The sequence below is a fragment of the Clavibacter michiganensis subsp. insidiosus genome (assembly GCF_002240565.1).
Taxonomy (GTDB): domain Bacteria; phylum Actinomycetota; class Actinomycetes; order Actinomycetales; family Microbacteriaceae; genus Clavibacter; species Clavibacter insidiosus.
The window spans coordinates 352,452-368,230 of record NZ_MZMO01000001.1; the positions used below are offsets into that span (position 1 = coordinate 352,452).

At 76.0% G+C, this 15,779-nt stretch carries 20 protein-coding genes; 8 read left to right on the top strand and 12 right to left on the bottom strand.

Annotated features, from left to right (window positions below; translation table 11 throughout):
- Nucleotides 1-113: 113 nt before the first annotated feature.
- From B5P21_RS01865 to B5P21_RS01885, 5 genes are all read right to left on the bottom strand, one after another.
- The gene (locus tag B5P21_RS01865) at nt 114-983 is read right to left on the bottom strand and encodes a M56 family metallopeptidase (RefSeq protein WP_045529938.1); all 870 of its coding nucleotides are present in this window, start codon (nt 981-983) and stop codon (nt 114-116) included.
- A 69-nt stretch (nt 984-1,052) separates the two neighbouring features.
- On the bottom strand, nt 1,053-1,514 hold the full coding sequence (locus tag B5P21_RS01870) for a MarR family winged helix-turn-helix transcriptional regulator (RefSeq protein ID WP_045529937.1): 462 nt from the start codon (nt 1,512-1,514) through the stop codon (nt 1,053-1,055).
- 113 nt (nt 1,515-1,627) lie between these two features.
- Complete coding sequence (locus tag B5P21_RS01875; protein WP_045529936.1) at nt 1,628-2,344, bottom strand: HAD family hydrolase; 717 nt, start codon at nt 2,342-2,344, stop codon at nt 1,628-1,630.
- Nucleotides 2,345-2,399: 55 nt separating this feature from the next.
- Entirely contained in the window at nt 2,400-3,095 is a 696-nt protein-coding gene (gene nucS / locus B5P21_RS01880) for an endonuclease NucS (protein WP_045529935.1), read from the bottom strand.
- Between the two features lie 9 nt (nt 3,096-3,104).
- The gene (locus B5P21_RS01885; RefSeq protein ID WP_045529934.1) at nt 3,105-4,181 is read right to left on the bottom strand and encodes a DMT family transporter; all 1,077 of its coding nucleotides are present in this window, start codon (nt 4,179-4,181) and stop codon (nt 3,105-3,107) included.
- A 101-nt stretch (nt 4,182-4,282) separates the two neighbouring features.
- Here B5P21_RS01885 and B5P21_RS01890 point away from each other — a divergent pair, with 101 nt between their 5' ends.
- Both B5P21_RS01890 and B5P21_RS01895 read left to right on the top strand, forming a co-directional pair.
- Entirely contained in the window at nt 4,283-4,993 is a 711-nt protein-coding gene (locus B5P21_RS01890) for an alpha/beta fold hydrolase (protein WP_045529933.1), read from the top strand.
- A gap of 53 nt (nt 4,994-5,046) precedes the next feature.
- A complete protein-coding gene (locus B5P21_RS01895; RefSeq protein ID WP_045529932.1) occupies nt 5,047-5,565 on the top strand; it encodes a GNAT family N-acetyltransferase in 519 nt (172 codons plus the stop codon).
- On the opposite strand, the gene B5P21_RS01900 is transcribed toward B5P21_RS01895, so the two are convergent.
- Together B5P21_RS01900 and B5P21_RS01905 are read right to left on the bottom strand one after the other, a co-directional pair.
- Nucleotides 5,562-6,116, bottom strand: a complete 555-nt coding sequence (locus B5P21_RS01900) for a GNAT family N-acetyltransferase (protein WP_045530646.1) — start codon at nt 6,114-6,116, stop codon at nt 5,562-5,564. The genes B5P21_RS01895 and B5P21_RS01900 overlap by 4 nt on opposite strands.
- Before the next feature lie 55 nt (nt 6,117-6,171).
- A complete protein-coding gene (locus B5P21_RS01905) occupies nt 6,172-6,702 on the bottom strand; it encodes a hypothetical protein (RefSeq protein ID WP_045529931.1) in 531 nt (176 codons plus the stop codon).
- Nucleotides 6,703-6,739: 37 nt separating this feature from the next.
- On the opposite strand from B5P21_RS01905, the gene B5P21_RS01910 reads away from it, so the two are divergent.
- The 4 genes from B5P21_RS01910 to B5P21_RS01925 are packed head-to-tail and all read left to right on the top strand — an operon-like array spanning nt 6,740 to nt 9,343.
- The gene (locus B5P21_RS01910) at nt 6,740-7,459 is read left to right on the top strand and encodes a class I SAM-dependent methyltransferase (RefSeq protein WP_045529930.1); all 720 of its coding nucleotides are present in this window, start codon (nt 6,740-6,742) and stop codon (nt 7,457-7,459) included.
- Nucleotides 7,460-7,500: 41 nt separating this feature from the next.
- Nucleotides 7,501-8,016 carry an ASCH domain-containing protein gene (locus B5P21_RS01915; protein ID WP_094170695.1) on the top strand — a complete coding sequence of 172 codons (516 nt, stop codon included), beginning with the start codon at nt 7,501-7,503 and terminating at the stop codon, nt 8,014-8,016.
- Nucleotides 8,013-8,459, top strand: coding sequence for a hypothetical protein (locus B5P21_RS01920; RefSeq protein WP_045529928.1), 447 nt, complete (start codon nt 8,013-8,015; stop codon nt 8,457-8,459). Before B5P21_RS01915 ends, B5P21_RS01920 begins: the two co-directional genes overlap by 4 nt.
- A gap of 23 nt (nt 8,460-8,482) precedes the next feature.
- The gene (locus B5P21_RS01925; protein WP_094170696.1) at nt 8,483-9,343 is read left to right on the top strand and encodes an aldo/keto reductase; all 861 of its coding nucleotides are present in this window, start codon (nt 8,483-8,485) and stop codon (nt 9,341-9,343) included.
- Between the two features lie 15 nt (nt 9,344-9,358).
- On the opposite strand, the gene B5P21_RS01930 is transcribed toward B5P21_RS01925, so the two are convergent.
- Entirely contained in the window at nt 9,359-10,693 is a 1,335-nt protein-coding gene (locus B5P21_RS01930; RefSeq protein ID WP_045530644.1) for an MATE family efflux transporter, read from the bottom strand.
- An 80-nt stretch (nt 10,694-10,773) separates the two neighbouring features.
- Complete coding sequence (locus B5P21_RS01935) at nt 10,774-12,552, bottom strand: MinD/ParA family ATP-binding protein (RefSeq protein ID WP_045529926.1); 1,779 nt, start codon at nt 12,550-12,552, stop codon at nt 10,774-10,776.
- Nucleotides 12,553-12,767: 215 nt separating this feature from the next.
- Here B5P21_RS01935 and B5P21_RS01940 point away from each other — a divergent pair, with 215 nt between their 5' ends.
- Nucleotides 12,768-13,256: a MarR family winged helix-turn-helix transcriptional regulator gene (locus B5P21_RS01940; protein ID WP_052663257.1), complete on the top strand. Its 489-nt coding sequence runs from the start codon at nt 12,768-12,770 to the stop codon at nt 13,254-13,256.
- A 42-nt stretch (nt 13,257-13,298) separates the two neighbouring features.
- Here B5P21_RS01940 and B5P21_RS01945 read toward each other — a convergent pair whose 3' ends face one another.
- Nucleotides 13,299-14,036, bottom strand: a complete 738-nt coding sequence (locus B5P21_RS01945; RefSeq protein WP_045529925.1) for a ZIP family metal transporter — start codon at nt 14,034-14,036, stop codon at nt 13,299-13,301.
- Between the two features lie 265 nt (nt 14,037-14,301).
- Between B5P21_RS01945 and B5P21_RS01955 the strand changes: the two genes are divergently transcribed.
- The gene (locus tag B5P21_RS01955) at nt 14,302-14,607 is read left to right on the top strand and encodes a hypothetical protein (protein ID WP_045529923.1); all 306 of its coding nucleotides are present in this window, start codon (nt 14,302-14,304) and stop codon (nt 14,605-14,607) included.
- Between the two features lie 22 nt (nt 14,608-14,629).
- On the opposite strand, the gene B5P21_RS01960 is transcribed toward B5P21_RS01955, so the two are convergent.
- Nucleotides 14,630-15,235, bottom strand: a complete 606-nt coding sequence (locus tag B5P21_RS01960) for a hypothetical protein (RefSeq protein ID WP_045529922.1) — start codon at nt 15,233-15,235, stop codon at nt 14,630-14,632.
- Nucleotides 15,236-15,272: 37 nt separating this feature from the next.
- Nucleotides 15,273-15,626 carry a hypothetical protein gene (locus B5P21_RS01965; RefSeq protein WP_045529921.1) on the bottom strand — a complete coding sequence of 118 codons (354 nt, stop codon included), beginning with the start codon at nt 15,624-15,626 and terminating at the stop codon, nt 15,273-15,275.
- Between the last annotated feature and the right edge of the window lie 153 nt (nt 15,627-15,779).

Here is a 15,779-nt window from a genome sequence, read left to right on the forward strand (position 1 = left end):
GGGGCCAGCATGTCGACGCATCGCCGTCCGGCTCGAAGGCCGGGGGGACTACTCCCCTTCGAGAGGAGACCCTAGCGCACGGCCCCGGGCGCCCCGGGCCGGGTCGGGCCGGCTCAGGCCGGCGGCAGCAGCACGATGACCAGCGGCAGCACGGGCAGCGCGCACGCCACCGCGCACAGCAGGCGCAGCGCGACCCGGTGCCCGCCGCGGGGGTGGCGCATGCGGTCGGCGCGGAGGGCGGAGAGGCCGCCGTCGGGATCCAGCTTGCGGAGCGCCGCGGCGACCGTGGCCGGCCCGGCGACGCGGGCGGCGTGGTCGTCGGCGATGAACTCGATGGCGATGGTGGTGGAGAGCGCGAGGCGCTGGCTGGCGGGCAGCGCCGGGAGGATCGCGCGCGAGACCTGGGCGATCCGCACCGCGAGCGCGTGCCGCTGCTCGAGGTGCGCGGTCTCGTGCTCGAGCACGGCCGCGAGCTCGTCGTCGTCGAGGCGGGCGCGCGCCTCGGTGGTGAGGAGGATCACGCCGGTGGCGGGGGAGAGCGCGGCGAGCGGCACGTCGGACTCCACGATCCGCGCGTCGCGCCCCGCCACCCGGTACGGCCGCGACGCGAGCAGCAGCGTCGCCACCTCGCCCGCGCGCTCCCGGGCCTCGCGCACCACCCGTCCGCCCTCCTCGACGATGCGGAAGAGCAGCACGCCGAGCACGCCCGCGGCCACGTACGCCAGCGGGATGGCGGCGAGGGGTGCCGTGTCCGCGTCCTGCTGCGGGCCGGCTCCCGCCTGCATCGCCATGCCCTGGTGGATGAGGAGCCCGAGCCCGGATCCGAGGCTCAGCACCGCGGTGACGAGGAACCCGTGCCAGGCGGCCAGCATCGCGACGGGTCGCTGGGCCACGAGCGGCAGGCGGCCGAGGAGGAGCGGCGCCAGCAGAGTGACGGTGACGTAGCACTCGAGCAGGAGCACCGCGCGGACCGTGTCGGTCACTGGTCGCGCTCCGATCGGGTGGTGCGGTGATGCGGGGAGCCGGTGGCGCGGGGTGCGGGGACGGCGGGTCTAGATGGTCTCGGGGAGCGCCTTCGCGTTGTCGATGACCTGGCTCAGCACGGTCTTGAGGCCCTCGAGCTGCTCCTCCGTCATGGAGAGGCGGTCGCGGATCTGCTGCGGGATGGCGACGGCCCTCTCGCGGAGCTCGCGGCCCTGGTCGGTGAGGCCGATCTCCAGCACGCGCTCGTCCGTGGCCCGGCGCACGCGCCACACGTGGCCCATGGCCTCCAACCGCTTGAGGAGCGGGGAGAGCGTGGCGCTGTCGAGCTGGAGCTCGTGGCTCAGGTCCTTGACCGAGCGCGGCCCGCGGGCCCAGAGCGCGAGGAGCACGAGGTACTGGGGGTGGGTGAGCCCCAGCGGGTCGAGGATGGGTCGGTAGAGGGCGGTCACGCTGCGGGCGGCGACGACGAGCGAGTAGCTGACCTGCCTGTCGAGCGCGAGCGGGTCCTGCAGGTCCTGCGGTGTTGACATGGTTCCTCCGCGGGTCATTCTGTCACTCCGTGTTGCTAACCCCGGGGCGATGGGGCTCCGGCAGCCGGATCTGTGGAAAGGCTCCTGCTTGTGAGGGATTCGGAGCGGCGGCCTCAGGCGGCGGGTCGCGCGGCCGTCGGGAGCAGGCGGGCCTCGAGCTCGGCCGCCGTCTCGACCACGGCGATGGTGCCCGCGGCCTCCGCCGGGCTGCCGTAGCCCCAGCCGACCATCACCGTCGGGATCCCGTGGGCGGCCGCCCCGAGCACGTCGTGCTCGCGGTCGCCCACCATCACGACGTTGCCGAGGTCGGTCCCGTCCGCGCGCAGCCGGCGGAGGGCCTCCTCAATGACGTCGGCCTTCGCGGATCGCACCTCGTCCTCGCTCGCGCCGCAGATCTCGGTGAAGAGGTCGGCGATGCCGTAGTGGTCGAGCACGCGGCGGGCCTGCGACTCGGGCTTGCTCGTAGCGAGGGCGAGGGGGATGCCGGCCGCGTGGATCGCGCGCAGCACCTCGGGCACGCCCGCGTACACCGAGCTGTCGAAGACGCCGCCACCCGCGTAGCCCTCGCGGTAGTGGGCGAGCGCGCGCTGCTGGGCGTCGTCGTCCATGCCGGCGAGGTCGCGGAACGAGTCGAGGATGGGCGGGCCCACGTACTCGAGGAGCTGCGCCGGGCCGGGCACGGGGAGGCCCATGAACACGAGGGTCTCCGCGAGCTGCGCCGTGATGCCGGGAGCCGAGTCGGTGATGGTGCCGTCGAGGTCGAAGAGGATGCAGCTCCAGGGCGCGGAGCCCGCGACGGGGGAGGGCGTGGACGTGTCGGGTGCGGTCACGCTGCCACCTTACGAGGGTCGATCGGATGCCCGCCGGGAGCGCCCCGAGGCGGGATCAGAACAGGCGCGCGTGCCCGTCGTCCATGCCGCGCATGGCGTCGTAGTCGAGGAGGAGGCAGCGGATGCCGCGGTCCTCGGCGAGCGTGCGGGCCTGGGGCTTGATCTCCTGCGCGGCGTAGACGCCCGTGACCGGCGCGAGGTGCGGATCCCGGTTCATCAGCTCGAGGTAGCGCGTGAGCTGCTCGACGCCGTCGATGTCGCCGCGGCGCTTCAGCTCGACGGCGACCGACTTGCCGCTCGCGTCGCGCGCGAGGATGTCGACGGGCCCGATGGCGGTCATGTACTCGCGGCGCACCAGCTCGTGGCCGTCGCCCAGCAGGTGGATCTGCTCCGCCAGCAGCTTCTGCAGGTGCGCCTCCACGCCGTCCTTCACGAGGCCCGGGTCGAGGCCGAGGTCGTGCGCGGAGTCGTGCAGCACCTCGTGGATCGAGACGACGAGCATGTCGGCCGTCTTCGGCTGCACGACGCGCCAGATCTCGCGGACGCCCGCGAGCGCCTGGTCGTCGTCGGGCTCGACCTCGACGATGGTGCAGGGCGGGCTCATCCAGTTGAGCGGCTTGTAGGAGCCGCCGTCCGAGTGGACGAGGAGGCTCCCGTCGGCCTTGACCATGAGGAGGCGGGTGGCGAGGGGGAGATGCGCGCTGAGGCGGCCGGCGTAGTCGACGGAGCAGCGGGCGATGACGAGACGCACCCGGCGAGCCTATCCGGGCGTCGGAGGGGTGCGCGTCGCGGCGGGGGCGGCGGCGGTGCCCGCGCCGGGTGCGGCGGTCGCGGCGGTCGCGGCTGCCCGGGCGGCGGATCCACGTCCGCCGCGCCGGCGGCCCTGGGACAGGAGCACGCCGAGCAGCACGAGGACGGCGCCGGCGGGCTCGTTCCAGTGGAGGGTCTCGCCGAGCACGAGGATCCCGAGCGCGACGCCCACGACCGGCGTGATGTACGTGACGGTCGAGGTGGCGGTGGGCCCCCAGGCGAGGAGCACGTTCATGTTCCAGAGGTACGCGAGGCCCGTGCCGACCACGCCCAGCACCACGAGGCTCAGCACGACGGGGAGGTCGAGCGAGACCGGGCCGGTCGCGAGGAACGGGGTCGCGACGACCATCGCGGCGGCGCCCATGCCGATCTGCATGAACGCGGTCACGACGCCGGGGATGCCGCGGTGCGTGAGGAAGCGGCGGAGGTAGCCGAAGGTGATCCCGTAGCAGAGGGCCGCGCCGAGGCACGCGAGCTGGCCGGCGAGCTCGAGCAGCGGCTCGCCGGACGCGGCGGCCTCCGCGCTCGGGGCCAGGCGCCACGGTCCGATGATCACGACGACGCCCACGATCCCGAGCGCGATGCCCGCGAGCTGCCGCCGGCCGAGCTTCTCGACGCGGAAGGCGAGGGTCGCGAGGAGCGCCGTCATGATCGGCGTGGTCGCGTTGTAGATGCTCGCGACGCCCGACGTGACGTGCTGCTCGGCCCACGCGAACAGCGAGTACGGGATGGCGGATCCGACGACGCCGACGACCGCGAAGTGCAGCCACACGACGCGCTCCTTCGGCAGCGGCAGACGGCGCGCGGCGACGATCAGGCCGAGCGCGATGGCGCCGAGCACGAGCCGCGTCCACGACACCTGGCCGAACGAGACGCCCTCGAGCGCGACCTTCATGAAGAGGAAGCTCGCGCCCCACACGGTGCCCATCGCGGCGAACTGGACGGCGACGCGGCGGCCGCCGGGGAGCGCGAGCGGCGAGGCGGCGGAGGCGGGTGCGGAGGGCGCCGGTGCGCCGCGGGGTGTCACGTCGTCAGCGTATCGGCGGGGTACGGCCTCCCCGCATGCGGGCGGGCGGCCACGCGGCGGTCACCGGGCCCGCGACCTCGTGCCCGTGCTTCCATGTCCGGATGCGCCTGCACATCGACGAGACCGGTTCCGGGCCGCGCGCGGCCGTCCTGCTCCACGGGCTGATGGGATCCGCCGAGAGCTGGTGGCGCATCGCGCCCCTCCTCGCGGCGCGCGGCTACCGGGTGCTGGCGGTGGATCTGCCCGGCCACGGCCTCTCCGACCGCGATCCCGCGCTGACCGTCCCGCGGGCGGCCGACGCGGTGACGCGCGCCGTCGCGGATGCGGGGGTCGCGCGGCCCGCGCTCGCGATCGGGCACTCGTTCGGCGGGATCGTGCTCGGGGAGGCCTTCCCCGAACGGCGCCCCGAGGTGGTCGTCTACGTCGATGCGCCGCTCGCGCCGGGTGGCGGCGGTGACCCCGTCGAGATCCAGGCCGCCTACGAGCGCGACCGCCGGAACCGCACGGCCGAGGCGCTGCGGATCTCGCGGCCGGAGTACTCCGACCGCGATCGCGAGGTCGAGGGCCGCGCCGCGGAGCGCTTCGATCCCGCCACCGCTGCCGCGCTCGCCGCGGTCCCGTCGTACGCGTGGCAGCCGGAGCCGGGATCCATCGTCGTGCGCGCGGACCCGAGCCGCTTCGTGAGCGCGGAGGAGGCCGCGCGCCTCGCGGCGTCGGGCGTCGACGTGCGGGGCATCCCCGGCGCCGCGCACTCGGTCTGGTACAGCCACTTCGACGCGTTCACGTCGGCGCTGCCGGAGGCGTTCGGCTGATCCCGGTCCCGCGCGGCGGCGCGCGGGCCGCCCGCGCGTGGGAGGCTCGAGCGATGACGACGACGCCCGCCCCCGTGCTCGTCACGGCGCGGTTCGCGCTCGAGCCGCTGGTGGTCGGGCACGCGCGGGAGATGGTCGGCGTGCTCGCGGATCCGGCGCTGTACCGCTTCACCGGGGGCGCGCCGCCGTCGCCCGCCGCGCTCGAGGCCCGGTTCGCGCGGCAGGCGGCGGGGCGCTCGCCGGACGGATCCGCGCGGTGGCTCGTGTGGATCCTCCGCGAGCGCGCGTCGGGGCGCGCGGCCGGGTTCGTGCAGGCGACCGTGACCGGCGAGGCGCCGACGCGCGTGGCCGAGGTGGCGTGGCTGGTCGGGACCGCGGCGCAGGGATCCGGCGCGGCGGCCGAGTGCGCGGACGCGATGGTCGAGTGGCTGCGGGAGGGCGGCGTCGGGATCGTGCGGGCGCACATCCACCCGGATCACGCGGCGTCCGCGGCCGTGGCCCGGCGGCTCGGCCTCGCGCCCACCGACGAGCGCGTCGACGGCGAGGTCCGCTGGGAATCGCAGGCGGGCTAGGCGCCGGCGGGCTCCCGGAGGTCGCACACCATCCACACGGTGTCGCCGTCCACGGGATCCGGCGTGACGCGGCCGCTGTCCGTGAAGCCGGCCTTCTCCAGCACGCGCACGGACGCGGAGTTCCAGCGGCGGACCGTCGACCACAGCCGGGCGCGGCCGGTCGCGCGGGCGGCGTCGACGACGGCGCGCGCCGCCTCCGTCGCGAACCCCGAGCCGTGCACCTCGCGCAGCAGCTCGAACGCCATCGCGGGCTCCTCGACGGAGGCGCTGCCGACGACGAGGCCGCAGTAGCCGACGACGCCCGGCTCGTCGCGGCGCTCGATCGCGAGCAGCCCGATCCCGGTGCGGAGCGACTCCTCGGCCTGCACCGTCAGGCGGTCGAGAACCTGGTCGCGCGACGGGTGCCCCTCGTCGTCGACGCGGCGGTGCGCGGGATGCCGCGGGTCGCGCTCGGCCCACAGGCGGTGCACCACGTCGACGTCCGCCGGGCCGAGCGGCCGCATGCGGAGGCGGGCGCTCTCGAGGAGCGGCGCGAGCGGGGAGGCGGGCATCCCCACACGCTACGTCGGTCGCCTCGGGGACGGCCGGGATCGGATCCGGAGCGGATCAGTGGACGGCGAGCTCCACCGCGAGCACCGCGACGCCGAGCACGGCCACGCCCGCGAGCACCAGGAGCTTGACGCCGAACCCCACGCGCAGGCGGCGGACGGCGATCAGCGTCACGAGCACGAGCGTCCCCACGAGCACGATCGAGATGATCCGCAGGGCCGTCGCCAGGTCGAGCGCGCCGAGCGCGGAGAGCCCGAGGATCGCGAGCGGCGCGGGCAGGACGCCGAGGGAGCTGATGCCGACGTAGAGGATGTGGCCGACGTCGCGGCCATCCGGCACCTCCCCGTCGCGCACCATCTGCGCGATGCACTCGGCCACCGACACCGCGAGCAGCGTGCCGACCACCGTGAGCAGGAGGGTGAGCGCGGCGCCGCCGACGGTCGCGTGATCCGCCTCGCGCACGGTCGCGATCGTGACCGCGAGCGCCGTGAACGTGACGTAGATCCGCTCCTTGAGCGCCTCGGAGCGCTGCGCGGCGTCGGGGAGGCGGCGCCCTTCGCGGGCGGGCTGCTGTTCCGGTTCCGTCACGGGATCAGGCTATGCGGCTGCCCGATACCGTCGGAGCATGCCCGACCTCGATCCCCGCCTCGTTGCGCTCTACGACGGCGACAACCCCGACGGACCCGACCACGACTTCGACCGGGCGCTCGCCGAGGAGGTGGGCGCGCGGTCCGTGCTCGACCTCGGCTGCGGCACGGGCATGCTCACCGTCTCGCTCGCGACGGCCGGGCGCCGGGTCGTGGGCGTGGATCCGTCGGCCGCCATGCTCGACGTCGCGCGCGGCCGGCCCGGCGGCGACGCGGTCGAGTGGATCCACGGCGACAGCCGCGCGATCCCGCCCGGCCCGTTCGACCTCGCGTTCCTGACCGGCGACGTCGTGCAGCACATCCCCGACGCCGCGTGGATCCGCACCCTCGCCGACCTGCGCTCGGCCCTCCGCCCGGGCGCCACGCTGTCCTTCGAGAGCAGGAACCCGGCCGACCGCGCGTGGGAGAGGTGGGGAGGCCCCGCCACGACGCGCGACACCGCGCACGGCCCGCTCGAGGAGTGGACCGAGGTCGAGGAGACGGGACCGGGCCGCGTCACGGTCGTCTTCCGCAGCCGCTTCGTCGCGACGGGCGAGGTCGTCACCGCGGTCCAGCCCTTCGCGTTCCGCGACCGCGCCGCGCTCACGGCGCAGCTCGACGCGGCCGGCTTCGACGTGGACGCCGTGCACGGCGACTTCGCGCGCGGCCCGCTGACGGAGTCGTCGCGGGCGATGGTGTTCGTGGCGCGGGCGCGCTGATGGATGAGGCGGCCCACCGCCCACGTGGGAGCATCGGATCCATGACCGATGCGACCGCGCCCGTCTCCCCGCCCGACCGGGAGGCCGCCGCGGGGATGTGGGCCGCGTACGCCGAGGCGCACCCGCAGGCCGCCGCGGCCGGGCCCGAGCACACGGTCGAGCACTTCGGGGATCACGCGCGCCTCGCTGACGAGCTGCTCGGGATCGTGCTCTCGGGCCGGAAGCGCGCCACCGCCGAGCTGGTCGCCGACTTCCTCGCGCGCGGCGACGAGGTGCCGCGCATCGGATCTCACTGGATCGCCTGCGACAGCACCGGGGCGCCGCGCATCGTGATCCGCAGCACGGAGCTCCGCGTCGGCCCCTTCCCGAGCGCCGACGCCGCCTTCGCGCGCGACGAGGGCGAGGACGACCTCTCCCTTGAGAGCTGGCGCACGCAGCACCGCATCTACTGGGAGCGCGTCAGCGCGGCCCGCGGCGCGGCCTGGTCGGAGGACGACGAGATCGTCTTCGAGCGCTTCGCCGTGGTCTGGCCGCCGGAGCACGCGGACCCGCGGTGAGGCGGACGCGGAGGGCGGCCGCGACCGCGGGGGCGGGCGCGACCGCGGCGATCCCGCTGGCGGGCGGGCTCTCCGGGTGCGGGGCGGTGACGGCGGAGCGCTGCCTGCCCGCCCCGCTCACGGTCTCGCCCGACACGGTCGCCCCCGGCGGCACCGTGACCGTCTCGAGCGCGGCCGTCGACTGCGACCTGGGCTACGGATCCGGCCGAACCCACACGACCGGCATCGCGTCGGAGGCGCTCGCCGCCGACGGCAGCAGCACCTTCGTGGAGGGCGAGGCGTTCGCGGTCGCGGCCGACGGATCCTTCCGCCGCGAGGTGGTCGTGCCCGCCGAGCTGCCGACGGGACCGGCGTACGTCAGCATCCGGGGCAGCGCGTTCGACGACGGCGACGACGGCGAGTCGTCGTGCACCGCCTACGTGGCGACGTTGGCGGTCGGCTGACGCCCGCGCCCGATCGGCGGAGGATGGACGCGATGGCTGACACCGAGATCCCCACGACCACCTTCCCCGACGGCCGCAGCACGGTCGCCCTCGCGCAGGGCACCTGGAACATGGGCGACGAGCCCGCGGCCCGCGCGACCGAGCTCGACGCCCTGCGCGCCGGCCTCGACGCGGGGCTCACCGCGATCGACACCGCCGAGATGTACGGCAGCGGGCGATCCGAGGAGCTCGTCGGCGAGGCGATCGCCGGCCGCCGCGACGAGGTCTTCCTCATCAGCAAGGTGCTGCCGTCGAACGCGTCCCGCCGCGGCACGGGCGAGGCTGCGCGCCGCAGCCTCGCGCGCCTCGGGACTGACCGGCTCGACCTCTACCTGCTGCACTGGCGCGGATCCCACCCCCTCGCCGACACGGTCGCCGCGATGCAGGAGCTCGTCGAGGAGGGCCTGATCCGCGCGTGGGGCGTCAGCAACCTCGACGCCGACGACCTCGACGAGCTGGCCGCGATCCCCGGCGGCGACGCCGCGCAGACCGACCAGGTGCTCTACAACCTCGCCCAGCGGGGGCCCGAGCACGACGTGATCCCGTGGGCGCGCTCCCGCTCGATGCCCGTGATGGCGTACTCGCCGCTCGACCAGGGCCGGCTCGCGACGGATCCCACGCTCGCCGCCCTCGCCGAGCCGCTCGGCGTGAGCGCGGGCCAGCTCGCGCTCGCGTGGGTCGTCCGCCATGCGCCGCACGTCTTCGCGGCCGCCAAGGCTGCGACGGCCGCGCACGTCGCCGAGAACCGCGCCGCGCTCGACCTCGTGATCCCGGACGAGACGCTCGCGGAGCTCGACCGCGCGTTCCCGGGACCGCGGGGCGCGGGTCCGCTCGCGATGTACTGACGCGCGGCGTGCAGGTCAGGCCCGCGCGACTCCCGTCACGATCCACCGGTCGCCGCGCGCCCGCAGGCCCAGCGTGAGCGCCCGCGCGCCGATGTAGACCAGGCCGAAGGCCGCCCACAGCGCGAGGAGGGCGGGGGTGCCGGCGACGCGGCCGGTCTCGGTGAGCCACGTCACGGCGATGAGCGCGGGCGCGTAGATCGCGAGGTTCACGAGTCCCGCGAGGGCGAGGTAGCGGGCGTCGCCCGCGCCGATGAGCACGCCGTCGAGCACGAACACGTACCCGGCCACCGGCAGGCCGATCGCGAGCACGAGGGTCACGGCGGCGAGCATGCGGTGGATCCCCGCGTCGCCCGTGAAGACGGGCCCGAGCAGCGGCGAGAGGGCCGCGAGCACGAGGCCGAGGATCACGCCGAGGCCCACGCCCCACTGCACGAGACGGCGGGCGACCGCTCGGACGCGCGGGACGTCGTCGGCGCCGAGGCCGTGGCCGACGAGCGCCTGGCCGGCGATCGCGAGCGCGTCGAGCACGAACGCGACGGTCGAGAACAGGGTGAGCGCGATCTGCAGGGTGGCGAGCCCGGTGACCCCGAGTCCCGCCCCCACCGCGACGGTCGCGAGGATCGCCGCCCGGAGCGACGCCGTGCGCACGAGCAGCCAGCCGCCCGACGCCGCCGAGCGCGCGACCCCGCGGATCCCGGGGCGCAGCGTGGTGCCCGTCTCCCGGGCGGCCCGCACGGCGATCACGACGAAGACCGACGCCATGCCCCACTGCGCGAGGACGGTGCCCCACGCGGATCCGACGATGCCGAACCCGAGCCCGTAGATGAGGAACGCGTTGAGCGCCGCGTTCGCCGCGAAGCCGGAGACGGCGACGACGAGCGGGGTGCGGGTGTCCTGGAGGCCGCGGAGGAGGCCGGTCGCGGCGATGACGAGGAGCATCGCGGGGATCCCGGCGAGCGAGATGCCGAGGTAGGTGCGCGCGGCGTCGACCACCGCGGCGGTGGCGGCCGGGTCCGCGTCGGCGCCGCCGGTGTCCGCGAGGGCGCGCACGAGCGGATCCGCGACCACGAGCCCCACGACCAGCACCACCGCGCCGAGCGCGAGCGCCAGCCACAGGCCGTCGAGGCCCGCGCGGATCGCGCCCGGCCGGTCACCCGCGCCGAGCCGCCGCGCCACGGTGGGCGTGGTCGCGTAGGCGAGGAAGACGAGGAGGCCGACGATCGTCTGCAGGATCACGCTCGCGATGCCGAGGCCCGCGAGCGGCGCGCTGCCGAGGTGCCCGACGAGCGCGGTGTCGGTGAGGAGGAACAGCGGCTCGGCCACGAGCGCGCCGAGCGCCGGCACCGCCAGCGCGAGGATCTCGCGGTCGAGCGGGCGGCGGTTCCGCGGGCCGCGCCCGGCCGCGCAGCCCGCGGGCGGGGTCGCGCCCGTCAGCGGACCGCGTGCGCGAGCCGCTGCACGACGCCGGCGGTCGCGGCCGTGAAGGCGCGCGCGACCTCGGGGTCGAGCGAGGCGAGCGAGATCGGGCCGCGCTCCGCGATGTGCGCGTCGTACGGCACCGTGAAGATCTGCGCCGGGCGGGCGTCGTCGAGGATCCGGTCGATGCGCGCGACGACCGCGGGATCCTCCGGGCGTCCGTCGTGCAGGCGGATGATGACGGCGTTGTCGGCGAGCATCGCCGCGTGTCCGCCGAGCTCGCGCAGGAAGTCGAGCAGCGCGACGGCCTCGAGCACGGCGTCGCCCGCGTTGAGCACGGGGACGACGAGCACGTCGGTGACCTCGATGGCGCCGCGGAAGGCGGACGACGACGGCTGGTTGCCGGAGTCCATCACGCGCATCCCGTAGTACTCGTCGACGAGGCGCGCGACGCCGATCACGTCGTCGCCCGTGAGCTCGCGGCGCGGCCCGACGGACGCGACGACCGAGGCGAAGCTCGTCTGCGGCGCGGTGTAGCCGGCGAGCTGGCCGGCGGAGTGGATCTCGTCGCGGTCGCGCACGAGCTCGCCGAGCCCGCGGGTCGGCTGGCCCTCGGCGCGGTAGCCGAGCGCGCCCGGATCGTCGGTGACCTCGACCACGGCGACGGATCCGCCGCGGATGGAGCCGAGCACGCCGCCCAGGATGAGGGAGGTGGGCGTCTTGCCCACGCCGCCCTTGCGGTTGGCGACCAGCACGCTGACCGCACGCGACCAGGTGGCCTGGCGGATGACGCGCTCGTCGCCCTCGCGGCGGGCGACCTCCGCGTTCGCGGCGGCCTCCTCGGCGCCGGGGCCGATCTTGAAGACGCCGCCCGTGACGGTGTTCATGAAGCCGCGGAAGCCCGTGCGCGCGATGGCGGGACCGCGCGGCGGGCGCTGGCCGGTCTGCTCGGGGAAGAGGGTGAGGGCGCTCGTGGCGGCGTCGGCGCGCGGGGTGCGCATGACGTAGCGCTGCGGATCCGCGTCGGGGAACGCCGTGAGGTCGGTGCCGGGGCGCGGGTCGTCGGCGGGCTCCTCGACGTCGTCGGGCGCGGCGGGGAGCGACGCGACCGGGGTCGGCTGCGGCTCGACCGCGGGCGCGGGACGGACGGCCGGCGCGTCGTCGACGGGGGCGGCGCCGGCGGGTGCGGGCGTTCGCTCGGTGTCGGCCGGCTCGGGCCCGGACGCCTCGGTGCTCGGGCGCAGCGGCATGCGGAAGGGGTGCGCGTTCACGACGTGCGGGGCCGGGACGGTCCACGCGGATCCGGCCTCGGGGGAGACGACGGCGTCGAAGGGGGTGGGCGCGGCGGCGGGCAGCGCGTCGTCCGCGTCGTCGTCGTCCGCGGCAGCGGGTGCGGCGGGGACGCGGTCCTCGGGATCCACGTCGTCGTCCTCCGCGTCGTCGAACAGCTCGTCGAAGGCGTGCGTGCCGACGATGACCTCCTCGTCGGGCTCGGCGCCGGACGCGTCGGCGTCGTCCGCGTCGCGCGCGGCAGAGGCGGCGGCGTCGGCCTCGGGCGCCGCGGTCTCGACGGGAGCGGCACCGGGCCGCACGCGGTCGGGCCCGAACAGGCCGCCCTCGGAGGTGCGCGGCACGGCGGGGAACGGATCCACCCAGCGGTGCGCGTCGCCCGACGCGTCGGCGGAGCTCCGCTCCATCTCCTGCTGGCGGCGGCGCAGCTCCCTGCGGCTGAGGAGGGGAGGCTCGGACGCCCCACCGTCGCGGTGGCCGGTGTCCTGCGTGTCGTCGGTCATGTGGCTCGCCTTCGTCGTCCCCGCCTGCGCGGACGAGGCTACCAGGGGGCGGTGCCGCCCCCGGATCCGCCGGGTCGTCGCCCGCCCGCGCCCCGCCGCGCCATCCGCCGCGCCATCCGCCCCGCCATCCGCCGCGCCATCCGCCGCGCCCCCGCCCGGGGTCGCCGTCCACGGGCGTGGCGGGAGCGCGGATCGAGGTCGGTTAGGGTCTCCCCGTGATCCCCGGAACCGCCGACGTGCCCGCGCCCGCCGGCGACCGCTCCGCCGCCGTCTCGTCCGTCGCGACCGAGCTCGGGGTCCTGCTCATGCAGATCCGCACGCTGCGCATCGAGGAGGCCGCCGCGTTCCACGCCGGCCTCCAGCCCGGCGCGTTCGCCGTCGCCCGGTGGATCCGCACCGACGGCCCCGCCTCCGCCGGCGCCGTCGCCGCCGGCCTCCTCATGGACAAGAGCTCGGTGAGCCGGCACCTCCGCGTGCTGCGCGAGGCCGGGTACGTGCAGGACGAGCCGGATCCCGAGGACCGCCGCTCCACGATCCTCACCCTCACGCCGCTCGCCGAGGAGCGGCTCGCGGAGGTGCGCAAGGGCACGCGCGAGCGCCTGCAGAACCGCCTCCACGCGTGGGACACCGCGGAGGTCGAGCAGCTCGCGGGCCTGCTGCACCGCTTCAACGTGTCGCCGCGCGACAAGCCCGCCGACGCCTGACGCGGATCCGCCGCGCCGCCGCGGATCCGCCGCCCGGCCGCCTCAGCCGGCCTGGTGCACCGCGTAGCTCGCCACGAACCCGAGCACCGTCACGAGCCCCGTGAGCGCCTGCGCCTTGCGGAACGCCTCGGGGATCATGGTGTCGCAGATCATCGCGAGGATCGCGCCGGCCGCGAACGCCATCACGACCGACTGCCCGCTCTCCGGCAGGCCGCCCAGCAGCGCGTACCCGCCGAGGGAGGAGAGCGCGCAGATGACGGCGATGGAGGTCCAGAGCCCGAAGACGTAGCGGGCGCTGCGACCCGACTGCTTGAGGTCCGCCGTGCTCGACATGCCCTCGGGGAAGTTCGAGATGACGACCGCCACGAGCACGCCGATGCTCAACGCCCCGCCGCCCGTGAGGCTGAGGCCCTGCACGGCGGTCTCGGGCACGCCGTCGAGCAGGGCGCCGAGCGCGATCCCGACCCCGGTGCCGCCCCCGCCGCCCGACTTCCCGTGGTGCTTCCTCCGGAACCCGCCGTGCTCGAGGATCTGGTCGAGCACCACGTACACGACCGCGCCCGCGACGAAGCCGCCGAGCGTGGGGATCACGCCGCCGCTCGCCGACGCCTCGTCGACCAAGTCGAACGACAGCGCCGAGATGAGCACGCCGGCGCCGAACGCCATGACGAGCGCGACGACCTCGCGCGGCACCTTCACGAACCAGGCGACGAGGGATCCGACGACGAGCGACAGCCCGGAGAGCAGACCGGCGAGACCGGCCAGGAGGAGAGGCGACATGACCTCGAGGATGCTCCTCGCACGGGGCCGCCGTCATGTCGACCCGGTTGCGGCGGGTGCCCGGAGCCGATCTGATGGGGCGGACGGGGATCACACGGGGGACCACGGCCATCCATCGACGGGGCGCGCTCGCCGTGGCGGCGCTCGCCGCGCTGCTGCTCGCGGGCTGCACCGCGGGATCGCCCGAGCCGGGCGCAGCCCCTGCGCCGACGTCGGCCTCCCCCTCGGCGGACGCCGCGGATGGTCTGACCGCCCGCTCGCGATCGTGACCACGCCGGGCACGGGCGAGTTCATCGCCGAGGACGTGCAGCCGGCGCTGCACGAGAGCGGCACCGGGCCGGCGACGTTCGAGGTGCCGCAGCCGGAGTCCACGGTCGGATCCCTGCAGTTCTTCGTGACGTGCGCGAGCGGCGAGTACACGGTCACGATGGGCGGCTTCTACTCCTCGGGCTGCTCGCCGGACGCCGCGAACAGCGCCGCCATCCCGATCCCGCAGCGCGACGCCCCGCTGACCGTCACCGTCGAGGTGCCGGAGGGCGTCGCGTTCCGCATCCTCGCGGTGCCGGTCTAGGGGCGCGGGGCGGGGCTCCCGGTCACCGCCCCGCCGACACCCCCGCGTCGCGGAGCGCCAGATCGGCGAGCTGGCGCACGACACGCGGGTCGCCCGCGCGCCAGGCGGCGACGGGATCCGGGTGCGCCTTCAGCAGCGCCGCCGTCTTCCGGGACGAGAGGGCCCGCAGCGCGAGCAGCTCGGTGCCGCCGGGCGTTGCGGCGAGCGAGCGCGCGGCGGCCGCGCGGCGCACGAACGAGACGCGCCGCAGCAGCCAGTGCCGCACGATGAACGCGATCGGCACGAGCGCCACGAGGAGCCCGAGCACGAGCGCGATGGTCCCGACGAGCGACTGCTGGTCGCGCCCGGCCTGCACCAGGCCGGATCCGATCCCGCTCGCGTCCTCGAACGGCCCGCGCGCGGCGTCGCCCACGAGCGGCAGGCGGCCGAGCGCGTCGGCGGCGTCGGTCATGGATCCGCTGAGCTGCGTGCCCGACCGCTCCATGCTGCGGCCGAGGTCGCCGAGCGGGCGGATGAGCGCGGCCACCGCGATCCCCACCAGGACCGAGACGACGATGCCCGCGAGCGCCGCGGTGTCGGCCGCGATCTGCCGGGCGCGGACGAGGGGGAGCGCGGAGTAGAGCTGCATGCGTCCAGCCTGGCCCGCGGGTGGGGCGACGCGCGGGTCAGGTCGCGGGGTCGTCGAGCGCGTCCAGCGACCGCAGCGCCGCGTTCGCCCGTTCGAGGCGCGCGTCCTCCGGCTCGTCCCACCAGCGCGGGCCGCGCTCGCCGAGGCCGTGCTTCGCGAGGCTCACGCGCTCCCGGGACGCCGCGACCCCGGCGTCGTCACCCGCGCGCCTCGCCGTGCGGACCCCCGAGCGCCCGCGGCCGAGGTGGGAGGTCAGGGCGTCGACCAGCCCCGCCGGCAGCGACGGATCCGGGCGGGGCCAGCGCCGCCCGTTCACGACCAGCCAGCGCGCGTCCTCGATCGCGGCGTCGGCTGCCGCGGCGGCGTCGGGATCCTCGGGACGCTCGGTCATGATCCGACGCTAGCCCCGGCCGGCGCGGACGACCGGGCACGCACGGCGACCGGCTACCCGCGGGCGCCCGCACGCACGAGGGCCGGGGCGCACGCACGCCCCGGCCCTCCGATCGGCCCCCCGATCAGCTCAGCGGGTCACCCCGCGAGCGGC

What these genes read in the sequence shown, in the direction of transcription:
- B5P21_RS01870 (WP_045529937.1), bottom strand. Translation starts at nt 1,514, where the DNA reads ATGTCAACACCGCAGGACCTGCAGGACCCGCTCGCGCTCGACAGGCAG.
- B5P21_RS01890 (WP_045529933.1), top strand. Translation starts at nt 4,283, where the DNA reads ATGCGCCTGCACATCGACGAGACCGGTTCCGGGCCGCGCGCGGCCGTC.
- B5P21_RS01895 (WP_045529932.1), top strand. Translation starts at nt 5,047, where the DNA reads ATGACGACGACGCCCGCCCCCGTGCTCGTCACGGCGCGGTTCGCGCTC.
- B5P21_RS01900 (WP_045530646.1), bottom strand. Translation starts at nt 6,116, where the DNA reads ATGCCCGCCTCCCCGCTCGCGCCGCTCCTCGAGAGCGCCCGCCTCCGC.
- B5P21_RS01910 (WP_045529930.1), top strand. Translation starts at nt 6,740, where the DNA reads ATGCCCGACCTCGATCCCCGCCTCGTTGCGCTCTACGACGGCGACAAC.
- B5P21_RS01915 (WP_094170695.1), top strand. Translation starts at nt 7,501, where the DNA reads ATGACCGATGCGACCGCGCCCGTCTCCCCGCCCGACCGGGAGGCCGCC.
- B5P21_RS01925 (WP_094170696.1), top strand. Translation starts at nt 8,483, where the DNA reads ATGGACGCGATGGCTGACACCGAGATCCCCACGACCACCTTCCCCGAC.
- B5P21_RS01935 (WP_045529926.1), bottom strand. Translation starts at nt 12,552, where the DNA reads ATGACCGACGACACGCAGGACACCGGCCACCGCGACGGTGGGGCGTCC.
- B5P21_RS01945 (WP_045529925.1), bottom strand. Translation starts at nt 14,036, where the DNA reads ATGTCGCCTCTCCTCCTGGCCGGTCTCGCCGGTCTGCTCTCCGGGCTG.
- B5P21_RS01960 (WP_045529922.1), bottom strand. Translation starts at nt 15,235, where the DNA reads ATGCAGCTCTACTCCGCGCTCCCCCTCGTCCGCGCCCGGCAGATCGCG.
- B5P21_RS01965 (WP_045529921.1), bottom strand. Translation starts at nt 15,626, where the DNA reads ATGACCGAGCGTCCCGAGGATCCCGACGCCGCCGCGGCAGCCGACGCC.